Below are 23,767 nucleotides of genomic sequence, written 5' to 3' on the forward strand. Positions count from 1 at the left end.
ACGCTCCGCTCCGGTTCTCGAAATCACCATTTTCGCCACGTCAACAGCAATTCTTGAACAGACTGTCAGGTCTGGTCAGGAGTCAGATGCCGGAAGGCGGCGACCACCTGTTCGTAGACGCCGCGTTTGAACGGCACGATCAGGTCCGGCAGTTCTGTCATTGGCTTCCATTGCCATTCATCAAATTCGGCATGTTGGCTGGTTGGCGGCGGATTGATCTGGATTTCGCTTTCGTCGCCGTCGAAGCGAAAGGCAAACCAGCGTTGTGTCTGGCCGCGAAATTTGCCGCGCAGACCGATGCCGATAAGGGCTGGCGGCAGGTCGTAATTGATCCAGTTCGGCGCTTCAGCCAGCAGAGTGACGGTTTTCATGCCGGTTTCTTCGTAAAGCTCGCGATAGGCTGCCTCTTTCGGATCTTCACCCGGATCAATCCCGCCCTGCGGCATCTGCCAGAGCTGCGGCGAGCCATCATATTCGGAATTGAGCAGCGGAATGCGGCGGCCAGCCCAGACCAGTCCTTGCGCATTCAGCACCATGATGCCGACGCAGGGGCGATAGGGCAGATCCTCGGCTTTGACTGTGGTCTGGGTCATGGTGTCCTCATTGGGGGTATTGTGTGACTGTAAAAATCACTGTTGCGCTTCCATGGCAAGGGCGGAAACGCCGACGATTTCGATGCCACGTGCCTTGGCGCCTTCCGCCCATTTGGCAATGGCATTGACGCTTTCATCAAACGCCGAGGCAACACCGATGGCAGAGCCATTGCGCCGGGCAATCCGCTCCAGCTCGTCCAGCCGTTTCAGGATGGCCTGTTCCTGTATCTGGTCGTCCAATTGCAGATCGGCGACGGAAAACGGCATGTTCATCGCCTTGGCGAACGTCGCTGTCAGGGATCTCGCCGAGGAGCCGTCATCGAGAAACAGCAGGCCGCGCGCCGCAATATCACGCATGACAGGGTCCATCGCGCCGCTATCGGACAGGAAGCGCCCGCCCATGTAATTCATCAATCCGGTATAATTGGTCATGCTGGCCATGGCCTTATGCAGGTCACGCAGATTGTCGGTGGCAGCGCGCCCAACCTGCAATGTGCCTCGGCCCGGATCATTTGCCGGATAACCAACCGGCTCCAACGGCACCTGCAACAGGATCTCATGGCCGCCGCGCCGCGCCTCCTGCATCCAGCGCGACAGGCTGTTTCCGCTGGCGGCAAAACCCAGTGTCACTTGTTCCGGCAGGTGCTTGATCGCCCGTTGCGTGCCGGTTTGGCTGAGGCCGAGGCCGCTGACGACGATGGCCACCCGTGTTCCATGTGCGCCGGACCAGGGCCGTGCATATTGCTCGACGGGTCGCAGTCCGTCGCGTCCCGTCATCGGGATTTGCCCTTCTGGGCTGTCTTCCAGAAGGTCCGGATTGGGCATTGCTGCAACGCGGGCGTCCTGGCCCACATGCGGAGTGGTGACCAGGGCCGGGCCGGAGCCGTCCCGGCTGGCGGGTGAATATTTGGTGACAACCGAACCGTCCGGCAGGGTCGAGCGCTCGACAGTGGCGCCAGAGGTCGGGGCGCGGGCTTCCATGCTGCGGGATGGGCCGGGCGCTTTCGCGGCTGGCTCCTCGGCAGGGACGGCAGCCGCCACCGGTGGGGTGGTGGCGAGCGGTAGCGGATTGCGCAGCGGAAGCGGCGTGAGTGTTGTGTAAACGGACAGGCCGAGAAGAGCGACCGAGCTTGACGCTGTCAGTGCCTTGAAGGGAGAAATTTTCGGACCGCCCGTGCGGTGCTTCTTGCGATTCTGGCCCAAAGCTGCGTGCAGATCAGCGCTCAATGTCATGTCCTTCGGCGCATTGGATTGGACTGTCCGTTCCATGCCGCGAATCACTTCGCCATTTCGATGACCATGCCTTTCCCTTCCATACGGTTCAAGCTTTGCCTGCGTGCAAGGGGAAGGGCGCTGTAAACGAAAAATGCCGGCCCCGAGGCCGGCATTTCGAGGACCGTCAACCGATCCTTACTTCTTCTTGGCGCTTTCCAGCACGGCCTTGCTTGGGTCCGGCGGGAAGGACGGGTCTGTCTTGGCACCGCGCAGCAGGTCGAGTGCGTAGTTGAGCTGCACGTCATCCTTCGGGTCCGGCGGCACATAGGCAACCGAGCCGGAGCCTTCTTCCGTTTCGCTCTGGCCCTGGATATGGCCCGGCAGCGAGGATTCGCCCTCGGTGCGCAGCTTGCCCTGCAGATCGGCGGGCAGCGGCTCTTCCACCTTGATATCAGGATGGATGCCAGTCCCCTGGATCGACTTGCCTGATGGCGTGTAATAGAGCGCCGTCGTCAAGCGCAGCGCGCCCTTGTCGCCCATCGGGATGATGGTCTGCACGGAACCCTTGCCGAAGCTGCGGGTGCCGACCACTGTTGCCCGCTTCAGATCCTGAAGCGCGCCAGCGACGATTTCAGATGCCGAGGCCGAACCACCATTGACCAGCACGATCAACGGCTTGCCATCGGTCAGATCGCCAGCGGTGGCATTGAAGCGGCGGGTGTCTTCCGGATCGCGCGAGCGGGTGGAGACGATTTCGCCCTTCTGCAGGAAGGCGTCGGAGACGTAAATCGCCTGATCGAGCAGACCGCCCGGATTGAGGCGCAGGTCGAGAACGAAGCCCTTCAGCTTGTCGGCTGGCACTTCCTTCTTGATCTTGTTGATCGCGGCTTCTAGGTCGTCATAGGTCTTTTCGGTGAAGGAGATCACCCTGACATAACCGACATCGCCATCGACGCGAGACTTGACAGCGCGGATCGGGATGATTTCGCGCATGACGCTGAGCTCGATCGGCTTGTCGGCTCCCTTGCGCAAAATGGTCAGCTTGATCGGGGTATTGACCGCGCCACGCATCTTTTCAACGGCGTCATTGAGCTGCATGCCGCGCACGGGGGTGCCATTGATCTCGGAGATCATGTCGCCCGCCAGAATGCCGGCCTTGGCGCCGGGTGTGTCGTCGATGGGTGTAATGACCTTGACCAGGTCGTTTTCCATCGTCACTTCGATGCCGATGCCACCGAATTCACCCTTGGTCTGGGTCTGCATGTCCGCCGCTTCCTGGGCGTTCATGTAGCTGGAATGGGGATCGAGAGAGCTCAACATGCCATTGATGGCGGCTTCGACCAGCTTTTTCTCGTCGGGAGGCGTGACATACTGAGCGCGGACACGCTCGAACACGTCTCCAAAAATCGCCAGTTCCTTGTAAGTGGAATTGCCTGCCGCCTCGGCAGGAACGCCAGCCGAATAAACAACGCTCATCGCCGTCGCGCCCATCAGCGCGCCAACCAGCATTATAGAAGCCCTACGTATCATTGCGAACCTTTCCGGCGTCCTTCGCCCACCATGGTCGGGAATCAACCGAGTTACCGTCTTTTCTGAATTCTATGTAAAGGGTTGGGCGATCTGTTTCCAGCGCGAAAGCAGCTGCGCTGACGACTCTCTTTTCACCCATAGCACCAATCGGCTCGCCGGACAGCACGAATTGACCTGCATGCACGTTGACACGGTCCATGCCGGACAAAACTATGTGATATCCGTTGCCTGTGTTGAGGATGGCCATTTTCCCGTAACTGCGGAACTGTCCCGCATACACCACCGTGCCGTCGGCGGGGGCAATCACCACGGCTGCGGGCGCTGTGGCAAGAACAATCCCTTTGGCCTCGTGACCGGTGCCGTCGGGATCGCCGAATTGCCGCAATACATCGCCCACAGCCGGAAGTTCCAGCTTCGCCTTCAACTCTTCAAAGGAAAATGCCGGGGCAATGCGGTTTTTATCGGGCGGCGTGCTCTGGGCCTCAAGGCGCGCGTGCTCCCGTTGGACATCGGTCATCTGACGGCGCTTTTCCTCTTCCAGCTTTGCCTGGTCGGTGGCTTGGCGCACAGAGGCGATCTCGTTTTCCAGGCTGCCGATCAGGCCCTGGAGCGATGAGGATTTCTGTGCAAGCTCCTGCGAGCGTGCCAGTTCTTCCTGTAGTTGGGCGTTGTTTTGCTGGCTCAGGCGGGCGTTTTCCCCCAGAAGCATGTCCATGCGGGATTCTTCTTCCTGGCGGCTTTTCAGGCTGGCAACCGTTTTTTCGCGCTCATCGATGCTGGCCTTGCGCAGGTTGGTCAGTTCCTGCAAGTCATCGGCAAGCTTTTCGGTTTCCTTGCGCATCCCAGGCACCACAGCGCCAAGCAGAATGGCGGTGCGCACCGCCCCCAAGGCATCTTCCGGCGTGACCAGCAGAGCTGGCGGCGGATTGCGGCCCATGCGCTCCAGAGCGCCCAGCACCTCGGCCAGCACGGCGCGGCGCGCCCGGAAGGATTTGTGGATGACGTCTTGCCGGACACCGTAGTCCGCCAGCTTCTTTTCGCCATCGGCGATCTTTTGCTCCAGATCCTTGCGGCGTGCGGCAGAATCGATCAGCGCCTGGCGCAGGCTGGTGCTGCTTTTGTCCAGCGCATCAATGCTCTTGCGTAGCTCCTCGGACTTTTCCGAGGAAAGCTGCATGGATTGGGACAGATCCTGCAACTGACGGGAAACGTCCTCACGCTTGGCCCGCAAAGCGCCGGCGGGATCGTCGGGGCTCGTCTGGCTCGAAGCTTCGGGACCTGCCTGGGGCCCAATATCGTTGGGGCTTGTTGGATTGATGGACGGCTGCGTCGAGACTGCATTGTCCGGGGCTGGCAATTGCTGGGCCATGGCGGAGGAAAGAGTTGTCGCACAAATAAACGCGATTGCCCCGCACGACAGTGTTCGAGTGGCTAGACGCCTGCGTGCGAAGGAGTGGGATATCATCGCTGTCTTGATCGTGCCTCTGTCTCTTTGCCTGGCTCTTTGCGGTCTATCCGGGCTTTATCTCCGGACGAGGAAATCTGTTTCAGCTTTTCCCGATAGACGTCGCTAAACCCAGACGATTACGACAAGCTAACCGATTTGCACCGAAGCGAAAAGTACAGCAGAGAAAAGTGTAGACTTCTCAATAAAGAAGTGGCCCACACGTGATGTCCACGTGCGGGCCTCAGCTTGAACAATCACTGTTGATTGCGGCAATTATAGAGCATTGGTGTGCGTCATACCATTAACGGCAGACGCGAACTCTCTTGACGATTTTTTCGCCATGGTGCCAGCGCACGACTTTGCGAACCTTGCAATGCGGCGGCGGTGGCGGCGGGCGCTGCATATGGTGAGGCGGACCACGACGATCATCGTCCGGTGGGGGCATTCTCGGCGATTGCGCCTGAGCAGGGACGATATTGGCGATAATCGTCGTCAATGCAAACGCCGTAGCAAGAACAATTTTCTTCATAGTCTACCTCTGACACTTCCTAAGTTCCGCTCGATAAACGCAGACTATGGCAAAATGTTTCATGAAATAATTGTTTCACAAAGATGTGAGTGGTGGCAGGATCGCACGCCTGGAGCAAACGCACTCGTGGAATGAATTTGACATTTGATTCCCCCTTGCTGCACCCTCGAGGATCAAATGTCGGAATCGGACCACTAGAAATCGATGGCGCGGCCGTTGATTTCCCAATCACCAAACCGGGCCGGGTCCGCGCCGCCGCGTCCACCGACTTCCGGCGCCGGTTTTTGGGCCTGCTCGGCCTTACGACGCTCCTCGGCTTCGGCCAGCGCACGGACTGCGGCAGGCGACAGCGTTTTCGGTGCGGCTTCGGTGCCGTCACTGTTTGCGGTGCCGGAATCTTGTCGGTCGTTCTGGTGCTCGTCCATTCGGCATCCATCCTGTAGCAATTGAAAATGATCGATGGTCTTTACATATGTAGGACATTGCAGCGAGCTGGAAAACCCTCTCCGCCGCCGGACCCTTTTGGAGGACCCGATGAATATCATGCGCACCGCCATGCTTCTGGCTTTCATGACCGCCCTGTTCATGGGCGTCGGCTTCCTGATCGGCGGCAAGGGCGGGATGATGATCGCGCTGGTGGTGGCCGGTGCGATGAACCTGTTTTCCTACTGGAATTCCGACCGCATGGTGCTGTCGGCCTATCACGCCCAGGAAGTCGATCCGCGCAATGCGCCGGAATTTTATGAGATCGTCCGTGGTCTCACCCAAAATGCGGGTCTGCCGATGCCCAAGGTCTATATTTTCGACAATCCGCAGCCCAATGCCTTTGCCACGGGCCGCAATCCGCAAAACGCTGCCGTTGCCGCCTCGACCGGCCTGTTGCAGGCCTTGACGCCGGAAGAAGTGGCGGGCGTGATGGCCCATGAGCTTGCCCATGTCGAGCACCGCGACACCTTGACCATGACGATCACCGCGACCCTTGCCGGGGCGATTTCGATGCTGGGCAATTTTGCCTTCTTCTTCGGCGGTCGCCGCGACGAAAACGGCAATGGCGGTGGCATTATTGGTCCGCTCGTAGCGATGATTGTCGCGCCCTTTGCCGCCATGCTGGTGCAGATGGCCATCAGCCGAACCCGCGAATATGCCGCTGACCGGCGTGGCGCGGAAATCTGCGGCAATCCGCTATGGTTGGCTTCGGCACTGGCAAAAATCGCTGGCGCTCACCAGCCCAATTATCAGGCCGAGCGCAATCCGGCCACAGCTCATATGTTCATCATCAATCCCTTGTCGGGCCAGAAGATGGACAGCCTGTTTTCCACCCATCCCGATACCGGCAACCGGATCGCGGCGCTGCAAGCTTTGGCGCAGGAGATGGGTGCGCGTCAGGCAAACGTCTATCGCCCGCAGCACAGCAAGCCTGCGGCTTCAGGCCCTTGGGGCAGCAGTGCGGAAAGATCGACGGATGATCCCTGGGGTGTTAAGGGAGGCGCAAGCACGCGCTCCGTTCCCAAAATCGGACGACGCGGCAAGGACAATGACGCCCCGAAGGGACCATGGAATTGAACGAAAGACGCGGCAAATCTCCAACCGATAAATCATCCTCCGGCCATCGGGAGTCCAGCCTTGGGACCCCTGGCAAACAGGATGGCCAATCCAGGCACAAGTCCGATAAACCGCGCAGACCAGCGCATGACGACAAGCCCGGTCTGGAAGCGCGCATGGCCGCGAGCCGTCTTCTGGCGGCGGTGATCGACCGCAAGACCTCGCTGGATGGCATGATGGATGGCGACCATGGCAATCCGGCCTATGCCGCCCTGTCGGAGGCTGATCGTGGTCTGGTGCGCGCCATTCTCAACACCTCCTTACGCTTTCTGCCCCGCATAGAGGCTATGCTGGCCCGGTTGCTGGATGCGCCTTTGCCGGAGGGGGCGCGTGCGCTTTATCATTCGCTGATCGTTGCCGCCGCGCAAATGGTCTACCTTGATGTCCCCGATCATTCCGCCGTCGATCTTGCCGTCGAGCAGGCCAATCGCGATCCGCGCAGCCGCCGGTTCGCCAAGCTGGTCAATGCCGTTTTGCGCAGGCTGGGCCGTGAAAAACAGGCACTCTTGGCGGATGTCGAAGATGTCATCTGCATGCCCGACTGGTTCTTCGAACGGTTGATCGCAGTCTATGGGGAGGAGGAAGCGCGGCGGATCGCGCAGGCCCAATTGACCCCGGCTGCCATCGACCTGACCGTCAAGGCCGACCCTGCACTTTGGGCCGAAAAGCTCAATGGCGTAGTTTTGCCGACCGGTAGCATCCGGCTGGCAAGCTTTGCCGGTGCGGTTTCAGCGCTTCCCGGTTTTGAGGAGGGCGCCTGGTGGGTTCAGGACGCGGCGGCTGCCCTTCCCGTGCGGATGTTCGGGTCCCTTGAAGGCAAGCGGGCCGTGGACCTCTGTGCCGCGCCCGGAGGCAAGACGGCGCAATTGGCAGCAGCAGGCGCGGTGGTGACGGCGGTCGAGCAATCGGCCAACCGGTTGAAGCGGCTGGATGGCAACCTGCAACGGCTGGGGTTTTCAGCAGAACTGGTTCACCGTGACCTGATGGAGTTCAATCTGGGCGACGACCGTCCGGGCTTTGATGCTGTGTTGCTGGACGCCCCCTGTTCTTCCACCGGCACGACGCGCCGGCACCCCGATGTGTTTTATACCAAGGGGCCGCAGGATATCGTCAAGCTGGCGGGTGTGCAGGAACGGTTGCTGCGCCACGCCGTGACGCTGCTGGCACCCGGCGGCTCCATCGTGTTTTCCAATTGCTCGCTTGATCCGCAGGAAGGTGAGGATGTCGTGGCCCGGGTTCTGGCCGATCATCAGGATCTGGAGCGGGTTCCTATGCAGGTCGCCGACTGGCCGGGGCTGGAAGACGCGATCACGCCGCTTGGCGAATTTCGCACCACACCTGCTATGTTACCGGGGCTGGCAATGTTACCGGGCGGCGATAGCCATGCGGGCGGGTTGGATGGCTTTTATGCCTGCCGTTTACGCCGGGTTTAAATAAATCTTTACACAATTGGCGGCTGATAAACTGACATCCTTCGATTTCGGTTTATCAGCCCCCTATTTTTATCGCGCAAGGCCAAAGCGGGATTGCGCGCAACGGAATGTCGAATGCCACAGAGACAGGGCCAGAGTTTGCCGGTGCTCTACGTCCGCGAAAGCTGGCGGCGATGGAAGCGGCGCGGCTGGTTGCCTGTGCGCGCTGCTTTTTCGCGGCTGCATCGTCGGCAGGTGCGCCTGCTGGTAGCGCCGACCGATCTGCGGGTGGTGGATTCCCATGTGGCGACAGAGATTTTCGAAGGACGCTTTCCGCTCGCAGGACGCTTGCTGGAATGCGGACGCGCCTCGCCCTTCACCCTGGAACTGCCGTCGCAGGTGTTTGCCGCCAAGCTGCATTCCTTTTCCTGGCTTCGGCATATCCGCGCCAACAAGACGCCGGAAGCATCGGCCCATGCCCGCGCCATTGTCGATAGCTGGATCAAGCTGAACGGCAAGCGGGTCGGGATCGGCTGGGAGGCTGGGATACTGGGTCAGAGGATCATTGCCTGGCTGTCCCATTCGCCGGTTGTGCTTCAGGATTGCGAGAGCGGGTTTTACCGGCGTTTCCTGAAAAGCCTCAGCCGTCAAGTTGCCTATGCCGGACTGATCGCTGACCTTGCCCCTGACGGAGTGGACCGGCTGAGACTGCGTATCGCTCTGGCCATGGCCTCGATTGCCATGTCGGCCTCGGCGCGCCAGATCCGCAAGGCGGCCCATTTCCTCGACCTGGAACTGGAGCGGCAGGTGCTGGCCGATGGCGGGCATATCTCCCGCAATCCGCAGGCAGCGCTCGATATTCTGTTTGATTTGCTGCCGCTGCGGCAAACCTATGTCAATCTCGGTCATGACGTGCCGATCAAGCTGATCTCCACCATCGACCGGATGTTTCCCGCCATAAGGTTTTTCCGTCACAGCAATGGCGATCTGGCGCTGTTTAATGGCGCCACGGCGACACTTGCCAATGATCTGATGTCGGTGCTGCGCTATGACGAGAGCGGTGGCCAGCCTTTCCGGGCCTTGCCGCACAGCCATTACCAACGGCTGGCGGCGGGCGGTGCCGTCGTTCTGGTCGATACCGGCGTGCCTGCGCAAGGCGATATCAGCCGTAGCGCCCATGCGGGTTGCCTGTCTTTCGAGCTGTCCTGTGGGCGCCATCGGTTGGTGGTCAATTCCGGCACGCCGCGGTTTGCCGGGGAGCGATACCGGCAGATGGCGCGGGCAACGGCGGCCCATTCGACCCTTGTCATCGCCGATCAATCCTCCTGCCGGATTTCGACCTCGCGGTTTCTGGGACCGGTCATTGTCGGCGGCGTCTCTTCCGTGGAGGTGATGCGCAGGGCCGGTGACGATGGCAGTGATCATCTGACAGCCCGCCATGACGGCTATCTCCAGGGTTTCGGCGTTCTTCACGAGCGGGATCTGCGCCTTAATGCGGCCGGCACAAAGCTGGTGGGCCATGACCGGTTGCTCTCGGACAAGGGCCAGCCGCTGGCCGATATGCCGAATGGCGGGGTCATCATCCGTTTTCACATTCACCCCTCGGTGCGCCTCACCCAGGAGGATGACCATAACATCCGGCTGACCGCCAATGGCGGTAGTGAGACCTGGGTGTTTTCCTCTCCCACCGGCTATCCTGTGATTGCCGAGGACGTGTTTTTCGCGGGCCTTTCCGGCATTCAGGCTTCCGAGCAGATCGAGCTTGTCCTGGAAACGCCGGAAATCTGGTGGTTTTTTTCAAAGCAGGGATAAGGCTGTTTCCTCTGGCAATATGCTGTGCTAGGCGGGCAGGCATCATGCTTGCCGCCGGTCTGCGGGCTGGATCGGCTATTTTTGTTCACGCAATTCCACCTCTGGGATGCTTTTGAAGTCCATCCAGGAATTGCTCTTTCGGAGTGAAGGCCATGGCTGTTGTCTCGAAGAAAATCCCTGTTCCGGACAGAGTGCAGGTTCGCACCGCCCTGCTGTCGGTGTTCGACAAGAGCGGCATTGTCGATCTTGCCCGGGCCTTGAATGATATGGGTGTGCGGCTGCTATCAACCGGCGGCACCTACAAGGCGCTGATCGAGGCAGGTCTGCCCGCCACTGACGTCTCCGAAGTGACAGGCTTTCCGGAAATCATGGATGGCCGGGTCAAGACCCTGCACCCTTCCGTGCATGGCGGCCTTCTTGCCATCCGTGATGATGAAGACCATGTGAAGGCCATGCAGGCGCACAAAATCGAGGCCATCGATCTCGCCGTGATCAATCTTTACCCGTTCGAGGCCGTTCTGGCGGCGGGCGGCGACTATCCGACCACGGTTGAAAATATCGATATCGGTGGCCCGGCGATGATCCGCGCCTCTGCCAAGAACCACGCCTATGTCACCGTGGTGACTGACCCCGCTGATTACGCCCAGCTTCTGGAAGCCCTGAAAGCTGATGATTGTCACACGCCTTATGCGCTGCGCCAGCAATTTGCCGCCCGCGCCTATGCCCGCACCGCCGCTTATGACGCAACGATTTCCAACTGGTTTGCTCAGGCGCTTGCCATCAAGACGCCGCACAACCGGGTGATCGGCGGCAGCCTGCGCGAGGAAATGCGCTATGGCGAAAACCCGCACCAGACGGCAGGCTTCTACGTCAATGGCGATCAGCGTCCCGGCGTCGCAACAGCCACGCTTTTGCAGGGCAAGCAGCTTTCCTACAACAATATCAACGATACCGATGCCGCCTTCGAACTGGTGTCGGAATTCCTGCCCGAAAACGGCCCGGCCTGCGCCATCATCAAACACGCCAATCCATGCGGTGTCGCGGTCGGCAAGACGCTGGCCGATGCCTATCGCCGGGCGCTGGCCTGCGACAGCGTTTCGGCTTTCGGCGGTATTATCGCGCTGAACCAGACCCTGGATGCGGAAACCGCTGAAGAAATCGTCAAGCTGTTTACCGAGGTGATCATCGCCCCTGACGTCACGGAAGAGGCAAAGGCTATCATTGCCCGCAAGGCCAATCTGCGACTGTTGACCACCGGCGGTCTGGCCGATCCACGCGCGCCTGGCCTGACCGCCAAAACGGTATCGGGTGGCCTGCTGGTGCAAAGCCGCGACAATCTGGTGGTGGAAGATCTGGACCTGAAGGTCGTCACCAAGCGCGCGCCGACCGCAGCCGAGCTGGAAGACATGAAGCTGGCCTTCAAGATCGCCAAGCATGTGAAATCCAACGCTGTCATCTATGCCAAGGACGGCCAGGCTGTCGGCATTGGCGCAGGCCAGATGAGCCGGGTGGATTCCGCCCGGATCGCCGCGATGAAAGCCGAAGATGCTGCCAAGGCCATGGGATTGGCCGAGCCGCTGACCCGTGGCTCTGCCGTCGCCTCCGAAGCCTTCTATCCCTTTGCCGATGGATTGCTGGCCGCAATCGCCGCCGGTGCGACGGCGGTGATTCAGCCGGGCGGTTCCATGCGTGATGCCGAGGTGATTGCCGCTGCCGACGAGCACAACGTCGCCATGGTCTTTACCGGCGTGCGCCATTTTCGGCATTGATTGGCTGTTAAAGCGTGTTGCGGCTTATCAGCCTCAAGCAACACGCTTTAAGTTTTTGTTTTTACGCATGTCGTTACCGCAAAACCGCTGGACACTTTTGCGCGACATGCTCCAGCCGTCAAAAAAGGGCGCGGAGTTTTTCACTCCGCGCCCTTTTTTATGAAGTCCTGACTGGCGAATTCAGCGGATTGGGCCGGACCGCGCATAGGTCATATCAGGCACCGCCGCGTCTTCTTCCCAATCGAGTTCGACGGGTCTTCCCAGAACCGTCAGGATACCCTTGGGCGAGGTAAGCCGCGGTGGCGGATCGATGAAGGCGTCGGGCATGTTGACCGTTCCCTCGATAACCCGCTGCACCATGGCGCCAATGGCCGCCTGACGGCCTGCCTTGTTGAAGAAGTCGCCCTTGATCTGAATGGTCGCGGCCATGGCCTTGACGAGATCGCGCATCAACTCAGGATCGACCGGCTCAGGCCGCTTCCAGAAATCATCCAGCCGGCCCTGATGGGTCAGCCCCGGCACGTCAAACACCGCGCAGCCTAGCACGATGGTTGGCTTTTGGGCGCGCAGGCTATGAAGGCCAACGGTGGAATTGACGATGACAACGCCCGCCGTCTTTTCCAGAATATCATGCAGGTCGCCTTCCTCGATAAAAACGACGCGGTCCTCGATCTTGAACTCGCGGGCGATATGACGAAGCACCTTGTGCCAACGCTCCAGACCGTTGTCGAGCGGATGCTGCTTAAACAGCAGCTTGCTACCCGCTGGCGCATTCTTGACGAAGGAGGCGATTACCTGCCGCATCATGTCGCGCAGATGCCGGTAGGGGGAATTGGCACGGATCTGGTAATCGCTCTGCAATTGCAGGGCGACGAGATAGAAGGGCGACTGGCCGTCCTCCAGAAATCCCTCCGGCAGGCGAGCAGGCTTGACGCCCGCTTTCAGCAGCCAAGGAAGATAGTCCACCAGAGCGGAATAATATTTGTCGGCGTTATAGAGTGGATAGAAGGGCCTGCCGAAGAAATTCAGCAGGTTATAGATCACCTCGTTGAAGGCTTCCTGGCCGAACGTATGCGGATATTTGACCGCGATATCCGGTTCTTCCACCTTGGCGGCAATGGCGCGAATAGCCTTCGGATCATTGGGAAAATGCGAGAAGCGGCCCATGCCATCACGCTCGAAGGTCAGCCAGTCCGGCCGCAGATAGCCCCATTCAACCGCATGACAGCGCACCCCGATTTCAGCGCCGATTTCAGCCGCTTTGGCGTGATAGGGCAGGCGGTCCGCATAATAGACGATATCGGTAATGCCCTTTTCGGCAATCAGCCGCCGCAGATAGGTTGGCCATTTGGAAAAGGAACCGCGGTAATTTTTGGCGCCACGTTTGCGCCAGAACAGAAAATCGCCCAGCGTAAAATTCACATGGTGTGTTTTTACACCCGCTCGTTCAAAAGCTCTTGCAAATTCCGTCCAGAGAATGGAGGGAGGCCCCTGAAGGAACAATACAGCCTTTGTCGGCTCAACTGATGTCATTGCGGACGCGACCCCTCGTCTCAATTTCCACGCAAGTTTTTCAATTCAACGGCCCTTATAGGCCATGTTATAAATTTGTCGTATGACTTAAACACCACAGAAGGCAGGGATTCGTTAGAGAATCGTTTATATCGAGTGACAAAGCGACGCACATTTCTGTTTCTCCAAGGCCCGGCCTCGCCGTTTCTCCCAGCGCTCGCAAGAGCATTGGAAACGCGCGGCGTAGCCGTGCGTAAGGTCAATTTTTGTTCAGGTGATGTCCTTTTTTGGCAAAAATGGCCTTTTGATTTTTTTCGTGGCCGGGATGATGCCTGGCCCAGCTTTCTTGAACGGCTCATTCTGCGCCACGGCATTACCGATGTGCTGATGCTGGGCGATGGCCGGCCCAAACACGCTGCCGCCGTTGCGCTATGCACCAGGCTTGGCCTGCGCGCCCATATTTTCGAACATGGCTACCTGCGGCCCGACTGGCTGACGGTGGAGCCGTTCGGCATGTCCAGCCAGTCGCGGTTTCCAGTCGATCCGCAGGCAATCGTGGCGTTGGCGCAGGGCGTCGAGGCTCCTCAGCCGCGCAGCCCCTATCCGTCCAGCTTTCTCACTTATGCGCTTTATGACCTGATCTATCATATCCCGAATGTCGCGCTCGGCTGGCTGCTGCATCCGCATTACAAGGCGCATGGTCCTGTCCATCCCGTCGTGGAATATAGTGGCTGGATCATTAAGGGCCTGACCGCACGCAGGCGAAAGGCGCAAGCAATGCGCCTGCAACAGCGCTATCTGGCGACGGACAGAGCGTTCGACTTCTATCTTTTTCCGCTGCAATTGCCGGGGGACTATCAGATCCGCCGCCATGCGCCGATGGGCGACCTGTTTCGCATCCTGCAAGCCGTGATCCGTTCCTTTGCCCGTCATGCGCCATCCGGCAGCAGATTGCTGTTCAAGACCCATCCAATCGACAATGGCCTGCGCGACTGGTCATCAGACATCGCCCACATGGCGGAGCGCTGCGGTATCACCCATCAGGTGGATGTGATCGATGGCGGTGACCTGACGGCCCTGATAGGGGCCAGCCGCGGCTTGGTGACGGTAAACTCCACGGTCGGCCTGACGGCGCTGCAACAAGCCATCCCGGTCATGGCGCTTGCTCCGGCAATCTACGACGTCCCCGGCCTCACGCACCAACAAAGCCTCGCCAGCTTCTGGCAGGCACCCGAATTGCCTGACGCCACCCTGCTCAATCACCTGATCCACGCCATGACCGCCACCATCCAACTCCCCGGCGGCTTCATCGGCAAGCAGGCTATCACCGACGGCGCCACGGCAATGGCCGACAGACTGCTGGCCGAAACAAAACCACTTGCCCACGAGCCTTCACCCGAACGCAGCCGTTTTCGGTATGAAAGTGAGCTTTTGGAATTGGAGGCAGTGGGATTGAGGTAATAAATGGCGGAGAGGGTGGGATTCGAACCCACGATACGGTTGCCCGTATGCCGCATTTCGAGTGCGGTGCTTTCGACCACTCAGCCACCTCTCCGCGGGTCTGGTCGGCGCTTGTATAGCGCGGGCTGTCTCATAGCGGCGATTAAGGAGGCTGGCAAGAGCGAAAAAGGCATAATTCCCCGCTATGTGCTGGATCGTCTTGATGGAGCGCAGCGCAGGTCTGCCGCCTGCCTGTTGCAGGAAAGACAATGGGTGACGTGATTTCATGCGCGGGTGGTTTATCGTCTGGAATTCTCCTTGTGTTTAGGGGGTTTCGCCTTGACAGCTTGGGGCTTCTCACGTATGCGACGTGCGACTTTAGATATGGGTGATCCCTATTTGTGGATTCTCAAGTCTATAATCGCTTCTCGCTTTGCCGAGAGGTTTCCACCGGCAGATCTCAAGATCTGCTCTCCGACTGACAAAAAGACGGTCGTCCGGCATTTGCCGGTCAGAACCGGTAACGAACATGGAAGGATAAAATATGTTCGCAGTCATCAAGACCGGCGGTAAGCAGTACCGCGTAGCCGCCAACGACGTGCTGACCATCGAAAAGCTGGAAGCCGAAGCTGGTGCTATCGTTGAATTCACCGAAATTCTCGTTGTTGGCGTTGGTGCCGATGCGACGATCGGTGCGCCTTTTGTTGCTGGTGCAACCGTTAAGGCTGAAGTTGTCGAGCATAACCGTGGCAAGAAGGTCATCGCGTTCAAGAAGCGCCGTCGCCAGAATTCCAAGCGGTCGCGCGGCCATCGCCAGCACCACACAGTCGTTCGCATCACCGACATCGTCGCTGCGTAATCGGTCAACGGGAAACCAGGTTTTAAAGGAGAACTCCAATGGCACATAAAAAAGCTGGCGGTTCGTCGCGCAACGGTCGCGATTCCGAGTCCAAGCGCCTTGGCGTGAAGAAGTTCGGCGGCGAAGTCGTCATTCCAGGCAATATTATCGTTCGTCAGCGCGGCACGCAGTGGCATCCGGGCGCAAACGTCGGCATGGGCAAGGACCATACGATCTTTGCACTCACCACCGGCAATGTCACCTACCGTACGAAGTCCAACGGCCGCGTATTCGTGTCCGTCATGCCGAAAACGGCGGAAGCCGCAGAATAAAGCCGGTCGCTTACCAACAGCCGGCGTCTCATCGACCCGGCTGAGCGTACAGGTTCAGTCAGACAAAAGGGAAGATGAGGCGCCACCTCTCTTCCCTTTTTTCTTACCTCCAAAGGAGACTGAGCCATGGAACGCTTATTACTGAGGGATGACCAATTCCGGTCACCCGACGATCGGCTGAGGCCGGATCGGTTAAGGCAAAGTTGCCCCGTCCTCTTATCGCAGCGGCTGGTTATGCGCGCTCCGCATGTAGAAGACATTGACGCCCTTACCCATCTCGCCAATAACGCCGCCGTTGCGACCATGGTGTCGCGTATGCCACATCCTTACACGGCAGCCGATGCCGCCGATTTTGTGCGACGTTCCAATCTCGGCGAGATCGGTAAATGCGTCTATGCGATTACGAAGGGCGAAAATGGCGAATTTCTCGGGTGCTGCGCGCTTGAGCCGCATACCGACCTGGAGACACTGGAAATCGGCTATTGGCTGGGTGAGCCCTATTGGAACAACGGCTACGCCACCGAAGCCGCCCATGCCTTGATCGACATGGCCTTCCGCACTCGCGATATCGCCTTCATCGATGCCCGTTGCCGGGTTACCAATGTGGCGGCACGGCGGGTCATCCAGAAATGCGGCTTCCAGTTCCAGGGCTCCGGCATGGTTGGCCATCTGGCTGCCCGTGGCATGGTGCCGGTGGAATGGTACCGGCTGGATCGCAAGACCTGGATGTCACTGAAGAGCTGGGGGGAGATGCGGTGATGGCTGCGCTTGAAAAGCCCCGGCTGCAAACGCGGCTTCCCTCGCTTGGGCCTTGCCCGGTGATCGAAACGCAACGATTGGTGCTGCGTCCGCATCGGCTTTCCGATGCGGATGCCATTGCCGCCTCGCTGAACGACTGGCAGGTCACCCGGATGTTGAGCCGGGTGCCGATGCCTTATGACCGGCAGGATGCTTGCGACTGGCTGAACCGCACCAGCGCCGGTGTCATGCCGGATTGGCACCTGGCTATTACGTCGGGCGATGACGTTCATATCGGCATGGTCGGCCTGGAACTGCGCCATGGGCTTTGGCATCTCGGTTATTGGCTCAATCGTTTCTACTGGGGGCGGGGGCTGATGAGCGAGGCAGCCCGGGCTGCGGTGGAACGGTTCTTCCGGCGCATGCCGGAGGCGGTGCTGCATTCCGGTGCCTTTGCCGATAATGCCGCATCCCTGAAGATCCAGGACAAGCTGGGCTTCACCCTGACGCGCTGCGCCGATCTCTACAGCCTGTCGCGCAATGCCATGGCACCGCATATTGAAACCCGCCTGACGCAGGACGGGTTTCAGAGAGCGAAAGCGTTTTAAAGACAGGTGCGGCGGCCGGACAGGGCCGCCCCACCCTCAATCCAATTCCACCCAGACCGGAAAATGGTCTGAGCCGACCGCATCGGTATCGACGCTTGCCGCTTTCAGGCGATGGGCCAGCGAACCGCTCAGGAAGCAGTAATCGAGATGCATGCGCATATCCGGCTTGCCGACCTCTTCCCAGCTGTAACTTTCGGCATTGAGTTTGCCGAGCCGGGCCAATGCGTCCAGAGGCGCGTCGGCGCGGGCGGTGCGACCGTAATAAGCGTCGATGGTTCCGACCATCTCGCGGTATTCCGGCGATTCCGGCTGCATGTTGAAATCGCCCATCAGCAGGAAATCCTCCGGCAACGGCGGTTGCGGCAGGGCAAATTCCTGTCCGCCGGTCATTGCGCCGCCTTCCTGGATGAAGTTGATGGCGCGGTCCTTCAGAAACCGGATCTGGGCGATGCGTTCGTCCGGTGCGACATGGTCGAGATGGACGGAATAGACCCGGAGCGCCCCGCCGGGCGCATCGATCACCGCTTCGGTCGCGGCGCGCTGATTGTTGAGCTTTTCGAACGTGCGGGTGCGCGGCAACAGCAGCATCCGGTTGGCCAGGATCGGCCAGCGCGACAGCACCATATTGCCGAACTGGAAGCGCTTGTCGACCCGGCGGCCTTTGATCAGCGCCGAAGAGGCGTGCAGGTCGCAGGCGGGTCCATAAACCCAATGGTATTCGGGAAAATGGTTGGCGAAAATTTCCGGCAGGTCGGCACCGCCATTGGCGGGATAACCGCGGGTGACTTCCTGGAGGGTGATGACATCGGCACCCTCGAGGTTTTTGGCGATCCTGATGGGGTCGAATTTGCCGTCCAGGCCGATCCCGTATTGAATATTGTAACTGACGAAACGCACGATACTCTTTGACCTCCGCGTCAAGCGGCGATAACGATGGCCGCATATATGATATGAGTATCCTGACACAGGAAGTATGGCAGCGACATGAAATTTCTCGACGAGGCAAAGGTCTATATTCGATCAGGTGACGGCGGCGCAGGTGCCGTCTCGTTCCGCCGCGAGAAGTTCATCGAGTTCGGCGGGCCGGATGGCGGCGATGGCGGGCGCGGTGGCGATGTTTGGGTGGAGGCCGTCAATGGTCTGAACACCCTGATCGATTTTCGGTTCCAGCAGCATTTCAAGGCGACTGTCGGCACCCATGGCATGGGGCGCAACCGCACCGGGGCCAATGGCGAGCATGTAACGCTGAAAGTGCCTGTCGGCACCCAGATCTTCGAAGAAGATGCCGAAACCCTGATCGTTGATATGGTCACCGAGGGCCAGCGCTTCCGGCTGGCAGCGGGCGGCAATGGCGGCTTTGGCAATGCGCATTTCAAATCCGCTACCAACCAGGCTCCCGATTGGGCCAATCCTGGTCTGGAAGGCGAGGAGAAAACCATCTGGCTGCGGCTGAAGCTGATTGCTGATGCCGGTCTGGTCGGCCTGCCCAATGCCGGAAAATCCACCTTCCTGGCGGCGGTGACGCGGGCTCGCCCGAAAATCGCCAATTATCCCTTCACCACGCTGCATCCCAATCTGGGCGTGGCGACCGTGGATGAGCGCGAGTTCATTCTGGCCGACATTCCCGGCCTGATCGAAGGTGCCCATGAAGGGGTTGGCATTGGCGACCGCTTCCTCGGCCATGTCGAGCGCACGCGGGTGCTGCTGCATCTGGTGTCCGCCCAGGAAGAGGATGTCGCCAAGGCCTACACTACGGTTGCCCATGAGCTGGAAGCCTATGATGGCGGGCTGGAAGACAAGCCTGAGATCGTCGCCCTGTCGCAGATCGACGTGCTGGATGAAGATGAGCTGAAAAAGAAGCTCAAGGCCCTGCAAAAGGCCTGCGGCAAGAAGCCAATGATGATTTCGGCGATTACCGGCAAGGGAATGCTCGAAGTCCTGCGGGCGCTGCGCGACGTGATTGTTGAAAATCGCAGCTATGACGACGAGACGATTTCGCAGCGGCCGAAGAAGCATCGCCACAAGCTGGAAGATCGGCCCCAACACGAAAATGGACCAGAGGAGAGTGAGGAGGGCGAGGAATGAGCGCACCGCTTGCCTCTCTCTCGCAGTATAAGCGCATCGTCATCAAGATCGGCTCGGCCCTGCTGGTGGACCGGGGGGCCGGCCTGAAACATGCCTGGCTTGATGCCGTCTGTGACGATATCGCCGCCCTGCGCGCCAAAGGTGTCGAGGTGCTGGTCGTGTCGTCTGGTGCCATTGCGCTTGGCCGCACGGTGCTGAACCTGCCAGCCGGGGCCTTGAAGCTGGAGGAAAGCCAGGCGGCAGCAGCCGTCGGGCAAATTGCTCTGGCGCGGCATTGGTCGGAAAGCCTGTCGCGGTCATCCATTGTTGCTGGCCAGATCTTGCTGACGCTGGGTGATACGGAGGAGCGTCGCCGCTATCTCAATGCGCGCGCCACGATCAGCCAGTTGCTGAAGCTGGGGGCGGTGCCGATCATCAACGAAAACGACACGGTGGCGACCACCGAAATCCGCTATGGCGATAATGATCGGCTGGCCGCCCGGGTGGCGACGATGACCGGTTCCGATTTGCTGATTCTGCTCTCCGATATCGATGGTCTTTATACTGCGCCTCCGCATCTCGATCCTGAGGCGAAACTTCTGCCTGTCATTGCCGAAATCACCCCTGAAATTGAGGCGATGGCGGGCGGTGCGGCCTCGGAATTGTCGCGCGGCGGCATGCGCACCAAGATCGACGCGGGCAAGATTGCCACAAGTGCGGGCTGCGCGATGATTATTACGTCGGGCAAGCTGCTCAATCCGCTGTGCGGCATTGATGAGGGGGCGGCGCATTCCTGGTTCGCGCCGTCTGCCATGCCAGTGACAGCCCGCAAGACCTGGATTGCCGGACAATTGCAACCCGCCGGTATTCTGAGCGTCGATGCGGGTGCCGAAACAGCCCTTCGGGCTGGCAAAAGCCTGTTGCCCGCAGGGGTGCGCGAGGTATCCGGGCACTTTCATCGTGGTGACACGATTTCGGTTGTTGGGCTTGAGGGGCGGGAAATTGCCCGTGGCCTGGCGGGTTACGATGCCGATGAGGCGCGCCGCATTGCCGGGCATAAATCGGCGGAGATCGAGGCGCTGCTCGGCTATGCCGGACGCTCGGCGATGATCCATCGCGACGATCTGGTGATGACGGAACAGACCGGCAGGAAAACCGGCAAGAGTGCAAAGAAGAAGGATGAGGCTCATGCTTGACATAGTCGCCAAGGCGGATGGTATTGACGCGCTGATGCTGGACATCGGCGCCAAGGCCAAGGCCGCTGCGCGACCGTTGGCCATTGCCTCGGCTGACCAGAAGAATGCCGCGCTGATGGCCATGAGCGAGGCGATCCTGACCGGAAAAAGCCAGATCATCGCCGCCAATGCCATCGATCTCAAGGCTGCGCAAGCGGCAGGGCAGCCGGCATCCTTCATCGACCGGCTCACGCTGAATGAAGAGCGGATCACCGCGATGGCCAAGGGGCTGCGCGAGGTGGCCGAGCTGAAAGACCCGGTCAGTGAAGTCATCGCGGCCTGGGAGCGCCCGAACGGTTTGAAGATCGAACGGGTGCGCACGCCGCTCGGTGTGATCGGGGTAATTTATGAAAGCCGTCCGAATGTGACGGCGGATGCGGGGGCGCTTTGCCTGAAATCCGGCAATGCCGTGATCCTGCGCGGCGGTTCGGACTCGGTCAATTCTTCCCGCGCTATTCACGCCTGCTTGGTGGCGGGGCTTGTGGCCGCCGGTCTGCCGGACCATGCCATCCAGCTGGTGCCCCTTACGGATCGCGCTGCGGTTGGCGCGATGCTGACCGGGCTGAACGGCACGATTGACGTGATCGTGCCGCGTGGCGGCAAGAGCCTGGTGGCGCGAGTGCAGGAGGATGCGCGGGTACCGGTCTTTGCCCATCTGGAAGGTCTCTGCCACGTCTATGTCGATGGCTCTGCCGATCTCGACATGGCGAAAAACATCGTCGTTAATGCCAAGATGCGCCGGACCGGCATTTGTGGTTCGGCGGAAACTCTGTTGGTCGATAGCGCTGCCATCGGCAGCCATTTGATGCCGCTTCTCGAAGCCCTGACCGAGGCGGGTTGCGAGATCCGTGCTTCGGCGACGGTGCTGAAAGTCTTTCCCGGCCTGAAGGCTGCTGTGGACGAGGATTGGCGTACCGAATATCTCGATGCGATCATCTCGGTTGCCGTTGTCGATGGCATCGGTGGGGCCATCGACCATATCGCCCGCTATTCTTCCAACCATACCGAAGCGGTGATTGCTGAAGATCCTGCTGTGGTCGAGCGGTTCTTCAATGAAGTGGATTCGGCTATCCTGTTGCACAATGCCTCAACCCAATTTGCCGATGGCGGCGAATTCGGCATGGGCGGGGAAATCGGCATTGCCACCGGCAAGATGCATGCGCGCGGGCCGGTTGGCGTCGAGCAATTGACCTCATTCAAATACCGGGTGCATGGCACCGGGCAGATCCGGCCCTGACGTGAGCCATCCCGGGGTCGCGGCACACTATCTGCGCATGCCGCATACCGAGCGCAGCATGGTGGTTGGCCTGTTCGGCGGATCGTTCAATCCGCCGCATCAGGGCCATGTGCTGGTGGCGGAGATTGCCCTTCGCCGGCTGGGCCTGGATCAGCTGTGGTGGATGGTGACGCCCGGAAACCCGCTGAAAAACAACAGCCAGTTAGCACCTCTGGCTGACCGGCTGTCGCTTTGCGAGGGCTTGGCGCAGGACCCACGCCTGAAGATCACTGCCTTTGAGGCGGAACTGGGCACGAGCTACACCGCCCGTACATTGGATCATGTGAAGCGGTTGAACCCGCATGTGCACTTCATCTGGATCATGGGTGCGGATAATCTTCGCTCGTTTCACCATTGGCAGGATTGGCAGAAGATCGCCATGACCTTTCCAATTGCGGTGATCGACCGGCCAGGTGCGACCCTGTCTTATCTGTCATCGAAAATGGCGCAGCGCTTCGATTTTGCCCGGGTCGATGAAAGCGATGCTGGTGTGCTGTGGCGCAGGCAGGCACCCGCCTGGACCTTCATTCACGGACCGCGTTCTATGCTGAGTTCGACAGCGCTTCGCACAGGGCCTGTCTTGAAAGATTAACTATTCAGTGCCACCTTATTCTTGGCTCACTGGCAATGGGTGCCTCTGAGTCGTTTTCGTGCTGTTACCGACGGAAAGGACAAACTCTGACAACAGTACACACCAAGGGCCGCGCCACTGTCGCGATCCCGCAAAGCCCGGAACGTGGCGTCGATGCCGCAGCCCGCGCGCTTGAGCTGGTCCTCACAAGCCTTGAGGACTCGAAAGCAGAAGATATCGTCTCTATCGACATTGCCGGAAAATCGGCGCTGGGCGACTACATGGTGGTCGTGTCCGGTCGCTCGTCCCGTCACGTCGTGGCGATCTGCGAACATCTCGTTTCCGATCTGAAGGACGAGGGCTTTGGCGCTCCGCGCGTCGAAGGCCTTGAGACCGGCGATTGGGTGCTGATCGACGCCGGAGACATTATCATACATGTCTTCCGCCCCGAAATCCGCGAGTTCTATAACATCGAAAAGATGTGGGCCGCACCGGATATCGAGGAAAGCCGACTGCACTAACCCTCACAGGCGGTATATTTGCCGGTCTGGAGATGGTATCGAGCCCGATAAAGGCAATGATCGTCGCGTGTTTTCGACGGGATGATCCTTGTCTGCCAAGAAAGCGAGCGGGTTTCCGTTCAGCTGGTGTTGGTTTTGCGGATCGAACCCTCAAGAGGATGGGATGCGGATAGGCATTGTTGCCGTTGGCCGGTTGAAAGCCGGGCCAGAGAAAGATCTTGTGTCACGCTATCTGGACCGCTTTGCCAAAACCGGTCCGGCAAGCGGTCTGGAATTTTCGCGTGTCAACGAGCTGCCGGAAAGCAGAGCCTCGAATTCCGCCACCCGCAAGCGGGAAGAGGCGGTGCAGATCGAAAAATCCCTGCCGGACAATCCTCTTGTCGTGGCGCTGGATGAGCGCGGCAAAAGCTGGGATAGCCAGGAATTCGCAGCCTATGTCGGCGACAACAAGGATCGCGGTCGTCGTGACATGGTGATCGTTATCGGTGGGGCCGATGGGCTTGACCCGGATTTCCGCGACCGGGCCGATCTGGTGCTGAATCTTGGAAAAATGACCTGGCCGCATCAGCTGGTGCGCATCATGCTGGCCGAACAGCTCTACCGTGCCGTCACTATCCTCTCCGGCCATCCCTATCATCGGTCCTGACGCATTTCATGCGCATAAAACAACTTCCCTGTGATCGGTATGTTTTTTCTTGACAGACAGCCTCTTGTTTAGCCATA

Annotated in this window: 23 protein-coding genes and 1 tRNA gene; 15 read left to right on the top strand and 9 right to left on the bottom strand. The window is 59.6% G+C overall.

Features of this window, described 5'->3' with window-relative positions; genetic code table 11:
* Positions 1–65 precede the first annotated feature (65 nt).
* From IEI95_RS26945 to IEI95_RS26970, 6 genes are all read right to left on the bottom strand, one after another.
* Positions 66–593, bottom strand: coding sequence for an RNA pyrophosphohydrolase (locus IEI95_RS26945; RefSeq protein ID WP_156531715.1), 528 nt, complete (start codon positions 591–593; stop codon positions 66–68).
* 36 nt (positions 594–629) lie between these two features.
* Positions 630–1,820 (bottom strand): divergent polysaccharide deacetylase family protein, encoded by a 1,191-nt coding sequence (locus tag IEI95_RS26950; RefSeq protein ID WP_420481806.1) that lies wholly within the window; start codon positions 1,818–1,820, stop codon positions 630–632.
* A 183-nt stretch (positions 1,821–2,003) separates the two neighbouring features.
* The gene (gene ctpA, locus IEI95_RS26955; RefSeq protein ID WP_070166261.1) at positions 2,004–3,338 is read right to left on the bottom strand and encodes a carboxyl-terminal processing protease CtpA; all 1,335 of its coding nucleotides are present in this window, start codon (positions 3,336–3,338) and stop codon (positions 2,004–2,006) included.
* Positions 3,328–4,803 (bottom strand): murein hydrolase activator EnvC family protein, encoded by a 1,476-nt coding sequence (locus IEI95_RS26960; protein WP_156531716.1) that lies wholly within the window; start codon positions 4,801–4,803, stop codon positions 3,328–3,330. Before IEI95_RS26960 ends, ctpA begins: the two co-directional genes overlap by 11 nt.
* Positions 4,804–5,086: 283 nt before the next feature.
* Positions 5,087–5,314, bottom strand: a complete 228-nt coding sequence (locus IEI95_RS26965; RefSeq protein ID WP_015917526.1) for a hypothetical protein — start codon at positions 5,312–5,314, stop codon at positions 5,087–5,089.
* A 194-nt stretch (positions 5,315–5,508) separates the two neighbouring features.
* Positions 5,509–5,739, bottom strand: a complete 231-nt coding sequence (locus tag IEI95_RS26970) for a DUF1674 domain-containing protein (RefSeq protein WP_156531717.1) — start codon at positions 5,737–5,739, stop codon at positions 5,509–5,511.
* A 109-nt stretch (positions 5,740–5,848) separates the two neighbouring features.
* On the opposite strand from IEI95_RS26970, the gene htpX reads away from it, so the two are divergent.
* From htpX to purH, 4 genes are all read left to right on the top strand, one after another.
* Complete coding sequence (gene htpX, locus IEI95_RS26975; protein ID WP_194417223.1) at positions 5,849–6,877, top strand: zinc metalloprotease HtpX; 1,029 nt, start codon at positions 5,849–5,851, stop codon at positions 6,875–6,877.
* Positions 6,868–8,349: an RsmB/NOP family class I SAM-dependent RNA methyltransferase gene (locus IEI95_RS26980; protein ID WP_156531719.1), complete on the top strand. Its 1,482-nt coding sequence runs from the start codon at positions 6,868–6,870 to the stop codon at positions 8,347–8,349. Before htpX ends, IEI95_RS26980 begins: the two co-directional genes overlap by 10 nt.
* A gap of 114 nt (positions 8,350–8,463) precedes the next feature.
* Positions 8,464–10,140, top strand: a complete 1,677-nt coding sequence (locus tag IEI95_RS26985; protein ID WP_234934272.1) for a heparinase II/III family protein — start codon at positions 8,464–8,466, stop codon at positions 10,138–10,140.
* Positions 10,141–10,292: 152 nt separating this feature from the next.
* Positions 10,293–11,909, top strand: coding sequence for a bifunctional phosphoribosylaminoimidazolecarboxamide formyltransferase/IMP cyclohydrolase (gene purH, locus IEI95_RS26990; RefSeq protein WP_156538240.1), 1,617 nt, complete (start codon positions 10,293–10,295; stop codon positions 11,907–11,909).
* Between the two features lie 180 nt (positions 11,910–12,089).
* On the opposite strand, the gene IEI95_RS26995 is transcribed toward purH, so the two are convergent.
* A complete protein-coding gene (locus tag IEI95_RS26995) occupies positions 12,090–13,442 on the bottom strand; it encodes a capsular biosynthesis protein (RefSeq protein ID WP_156538239.1) in 1,353 nt (450 codons plus the stop codon).
* Between the two features lie 366 nt (positions 13,443–13,808).
* Here IEI95_RS26995 and IEI95_RS27000 point away from each other — a divergent pair, with 366 nt between their 5' ends.
* Positions 13,809–14,882: a capsular biosynthesis protein gene (locus IEI95_RS27000; RefSeq protein ID WP_234934273.1), complete on the top strand. Its 1,074-nt coding sequence runs from the start codon at positions 13,809–13,811 to the stop codon at positions 14,880–14,882.
* Positions 14,883–14,886: 4 nt separating this feature from the next.
* On the opposite strand, the gene IEI95_RS27005 is transcribed toward IEI95_RS27000, so the two are convergent.
* A tRNA-Ser gene (locus IEI95_RS27005) sits at positions 14,887–14,976 on the bottom strand.
* 429 nt (positions 14,977–15,405) lie between these two features.
* Between IEI95_RS27005 and rplU the strand changes: the two genes are divergently transcribed.
* From rplU to IEI95_RS27025, 4 genes are all read left to right on the top strand, one after another.
* Positions 15,406–15,720: a 50S ribosomal protein L21 gene (rplU, locus tag IEI95_RS27010; RefSeq protein ID WP_015917518.1), complete on the top strand. Its 315-nt coding sequence runs from the start codon at positions 15,406–15,408 to the stop codon at positions 15,718–15,720.
* A gap of 38 nt (positions 15,721–15,758) precedes the next feature.
* Entirely contained in the window at positions 15,759–16,031 is a 273-nt protein-coding gene (gene rpmA / locus IEI95_RS27015) for a 50S ribosomal protein L27 (RefSeq protein ID WP_015917517.1), read from the top strand.
* 126 nt (positions 16,032–16,157) lie between these two features.
* Positions 16,158–16,790 carry a GNAT family N-acetyltransferase gene (locus IEI95_RS27020; protein ID WP_060718758.1) on the top strand — a complete coding sequence of 211 codons (633 nt, stop codon included), beginning with the start codon at positions 16,158–16,160 and terminating at the stop codon, positions 16,788–16,790.
* A complete protein-coding gene (locus IEI95_RS27025) occupies positions 16,790–17,377 on the top strand; it encodes a GNAT family N-acetyltransferase (protein ID WP_070166302.1) in 588 nt (195 codons plus the stop codon). Before IEI95_RS27020 ends, IEI95_RS27025 begins: the two co-directional genes overlap by 1 nt.
* 36 nt (positions 17,378–17,413) lie before the next feature.
* On the opposite strand, the gene IEI95_RS27030 is transcribed toward IEI95_RS27025, so the two are convergent.
* A complete protein-coding gene (locus IEI95_RS27030; protein WP_194417225.1) occupies positions 17,414–18,274 on the bottom strand; it encodes an endonuclease/exonuclease/phosphatase family protein in 861 nt (286 codons plus the stop codon).
* Between the two features lie 87 nt (positions 18,275–18,361).
* On the opposite strand from IEI95_RS27030, the gene obgE reads away from it, so the two are divergent.
* The 6 genes from obgE (at position 18,362) to rlmH (ending at position 23,690) form a co-directional block, all read left to right on the top strand.
* Positions 18,362–19,462, top strand: a complete 1,101-nt coding sequence (obgE, locus tag IEI95_RS27035) for a GTPase ObgE (protein WP_156531725.1) — start codon at positions 18,362–18,364, stop codon at positions 19,460–19,462.
* Complete coding sequence (proB, locus tag IEI95_RS27040; protein WP_194417226.1) at positions 19,459–20,637, top strand: glutamate 5-kinase; 1,179 nt, start codon at positions 19,459–19,461, stop codon at positions 20,635–20,637. Before obgE ends, proB begins: the two co-directional genes overlap by 4 nt.
* Positions 20,630–21,913 carry a glutamate-5-semialdehyde dehydrogenase gene (locus IEI95_RS27045; protein WP_194417227.1) on the top strand — a complete coding sequence of 428 codons (1,284 nt, stop codon included), beginning with the start codon at positions 20,630–20,632 and terminating at the stop codon, positions 21,911–21,913. Before proB ends, IEI95_RS27045 begins: the two co-directional genes overlap by 8 nt.
* Positions 21,888–22,544, top strand: coding sequence for a nicotinate-nucleotide adenylyltransferase (locus tag IEI95_RS27050; RefSeq protein ID WP_156538233.1), 657 nt, complete (start codon positions 21,888–21,890; stop codon positions 22,542–22,544). The genes IEI95_RS27045 and IEI95_RS27050 overlap by 26 nt, the downstream gene beginning before the upstream one ends.
* 35 nt (positions 22,545–22,579) lie before the next feature.
* On the top strand, positions 22,580–23,044 hold the full coding sequence (gene rsfS / locus IEI95_RS27055; protein WP_041697243.1) for a ribosome silencing factor: 465 nt from the start codon (positions 22,580–22,582) through the stop codon (positions 23,042–23,044).
* Positions 23,045–23,207: 163 nt separating this feature from the next.
* Positions 23,208–23,690, top strand: a complete 483-nt coding sequence (gene rlmH / locus IEI95_RS27060; protein WP_156538232.1) for a 23S rRNA (pseudouridine(1915)-N(3))-methyltransferase RlmH — start codon at positions 23,208–23,210, stop codon at positions 23,688–23,690.
* The last annotated feature ends 77 nt before the right edge of the window (positions 23,691–23,767 follow it).

This window comes from Agrobacterium vitis (assembly GCF_014926405.1).
GTDB lineage: Bacteria > Pseudomonadota > Alphaproteobacteria > Rhizobiales > Rhizobiaceae > Allorhizobium > Allorhizobium vitis_H.

Coding starts and splice junctions, on each gene's coding strand:
- IEI95_RS27000 (WP_234934273.1), top strand. CDS start 13,809: ATGCTGGGCGATGGCCGGCCCAAACACGCTGCCGCCGTTGCGCTATGC.
- rplU (WP_015917518.1), top strand. CDS start 15,406: ATGTTCGCAGTCATCAAGACCGGCGGTAAGCAGTACCGCGTAGCCGCC.
- IEI95_RS26980 (WP_156531719.1), top strand. CDS start 6,868: ATGGAATTGAACGAAAGACGCGGCAAATCTCCAACCGATAAATCATCC.
- htpX (WP_194417223.1), top strand. CDS start 5,849: ATGAATATCATGCGCACCGCCATGCTTCTGGCTTTCATGACCGCCCTG.
- IEI95_RS26965 (WP_015917526.1), bottom strand. CDS start 5,314: ATGAAGAAAATTGTTCTTGCTACGGCGTTTGCATTGACGACGATTATC.
- rpmA (WP_015917517.1), top strand. CDS start 15,759: ATGGCACATAAAAAAGCTGGCGGTTCGTCGCGCAACGGTCGCGATTCC.
- IEI95_RS27045 (WP_194417227.1), top strand. CDS start 20,630: ATGCTTGACATAGTCGCCAAGGCGGATGGTATTGACGCGCTGATGCTG.
- IEI95_RS26970 (WP_156531717.1), bottom strand. CDS start 5,739: ATGGACGAGCACCAGAACGACCGACAAGATTCCGGCACCGCAAACAGT.
- obgE (WP_156531725.1), top strand. CDS start 18,362: ATGAAATTTCTCGACGAGGCAAAGGTCTATATTCGATCAGGTGACGGC.
- rlmH (WP_156538232.1), top strand. CDS start 23,208: ATGCGGATAGGCATTGTTGCCGTTGGCCGGTTGAAAGCCGGGCCAGAG.
- IEI95_RS26995 (WP_156538239.1), bottom strand. CDS start 13,442: ATGACATCAGTTGAGCCGACAAAGGCTGTATTGTTCCTTCAGGGGCCT.
- IEI95_RS26985 (WP_234934272.1), top strand. CDS start 8,464: ATGCCACAGAGACAGGGCCAGAGTTTGCCGGTGCTCTACGTCCGCGAA.
- IEI95_RS27050 (WP_156538233.1), top strand. CDS start 21,888: ATGGCACCGGGCAGATCCGGCCCTGACGTGAGCCATCCCGGGGTCGCG.
- IEI95_RS27020 (WP_060718758.1), top strand. CDS start 16,158: ATGGAACGCTTATTACTGAGGGATGACCAATTCCGGTCACCCGACGAT.
- proB (WP_194417226.1), top strand. CDS start 19,459: ATGAGCGCACCGCTTGCCTCTCTCTCGCAGTATAAGCGCATCGTCATC.
- IEI95_RS26960 (WP_156531716.1), bottom strand. CDS start 4,803: ATGATATCCCACTCCTTCGCACGCAGGCGTCTAGCCACTCGAACACTG.
- rsfS (WP_041697243.1), top strand. CDS start 22,580: ATGGGTGCCTCTGAGTCGTTTTCGTGCTGTTACCGACGGAAAGGACAA.
- purH (WP_156538240.1), top strand. CDS start 10,293: ATGGCTGTTGTCTCGAAGAAAATCCCTGTTCCGGACAGAGTGCAGGTT.
- IEI95_RS26945 (WP_156531715.1), bottom strand. CDS start 593: ATGACCCAGACCACAGTCAAAGCCGAGGATCTGCCCTATCGCCCCTGC.
- IEI95_RS27025 (WP_070166302.1), top strand. CDS start 16,790: ATGGCTGCGCTTGAAAAGCCCCGGCTGCAAACGCGGCTTCCCTCGCTT.
- ctpA (WP_070166261.1), bottom strand. CDS start 3,338: ATGATACGTAGGGCTTCTATAATGCTGGTTGGCGCGCTGATGGGCGCG.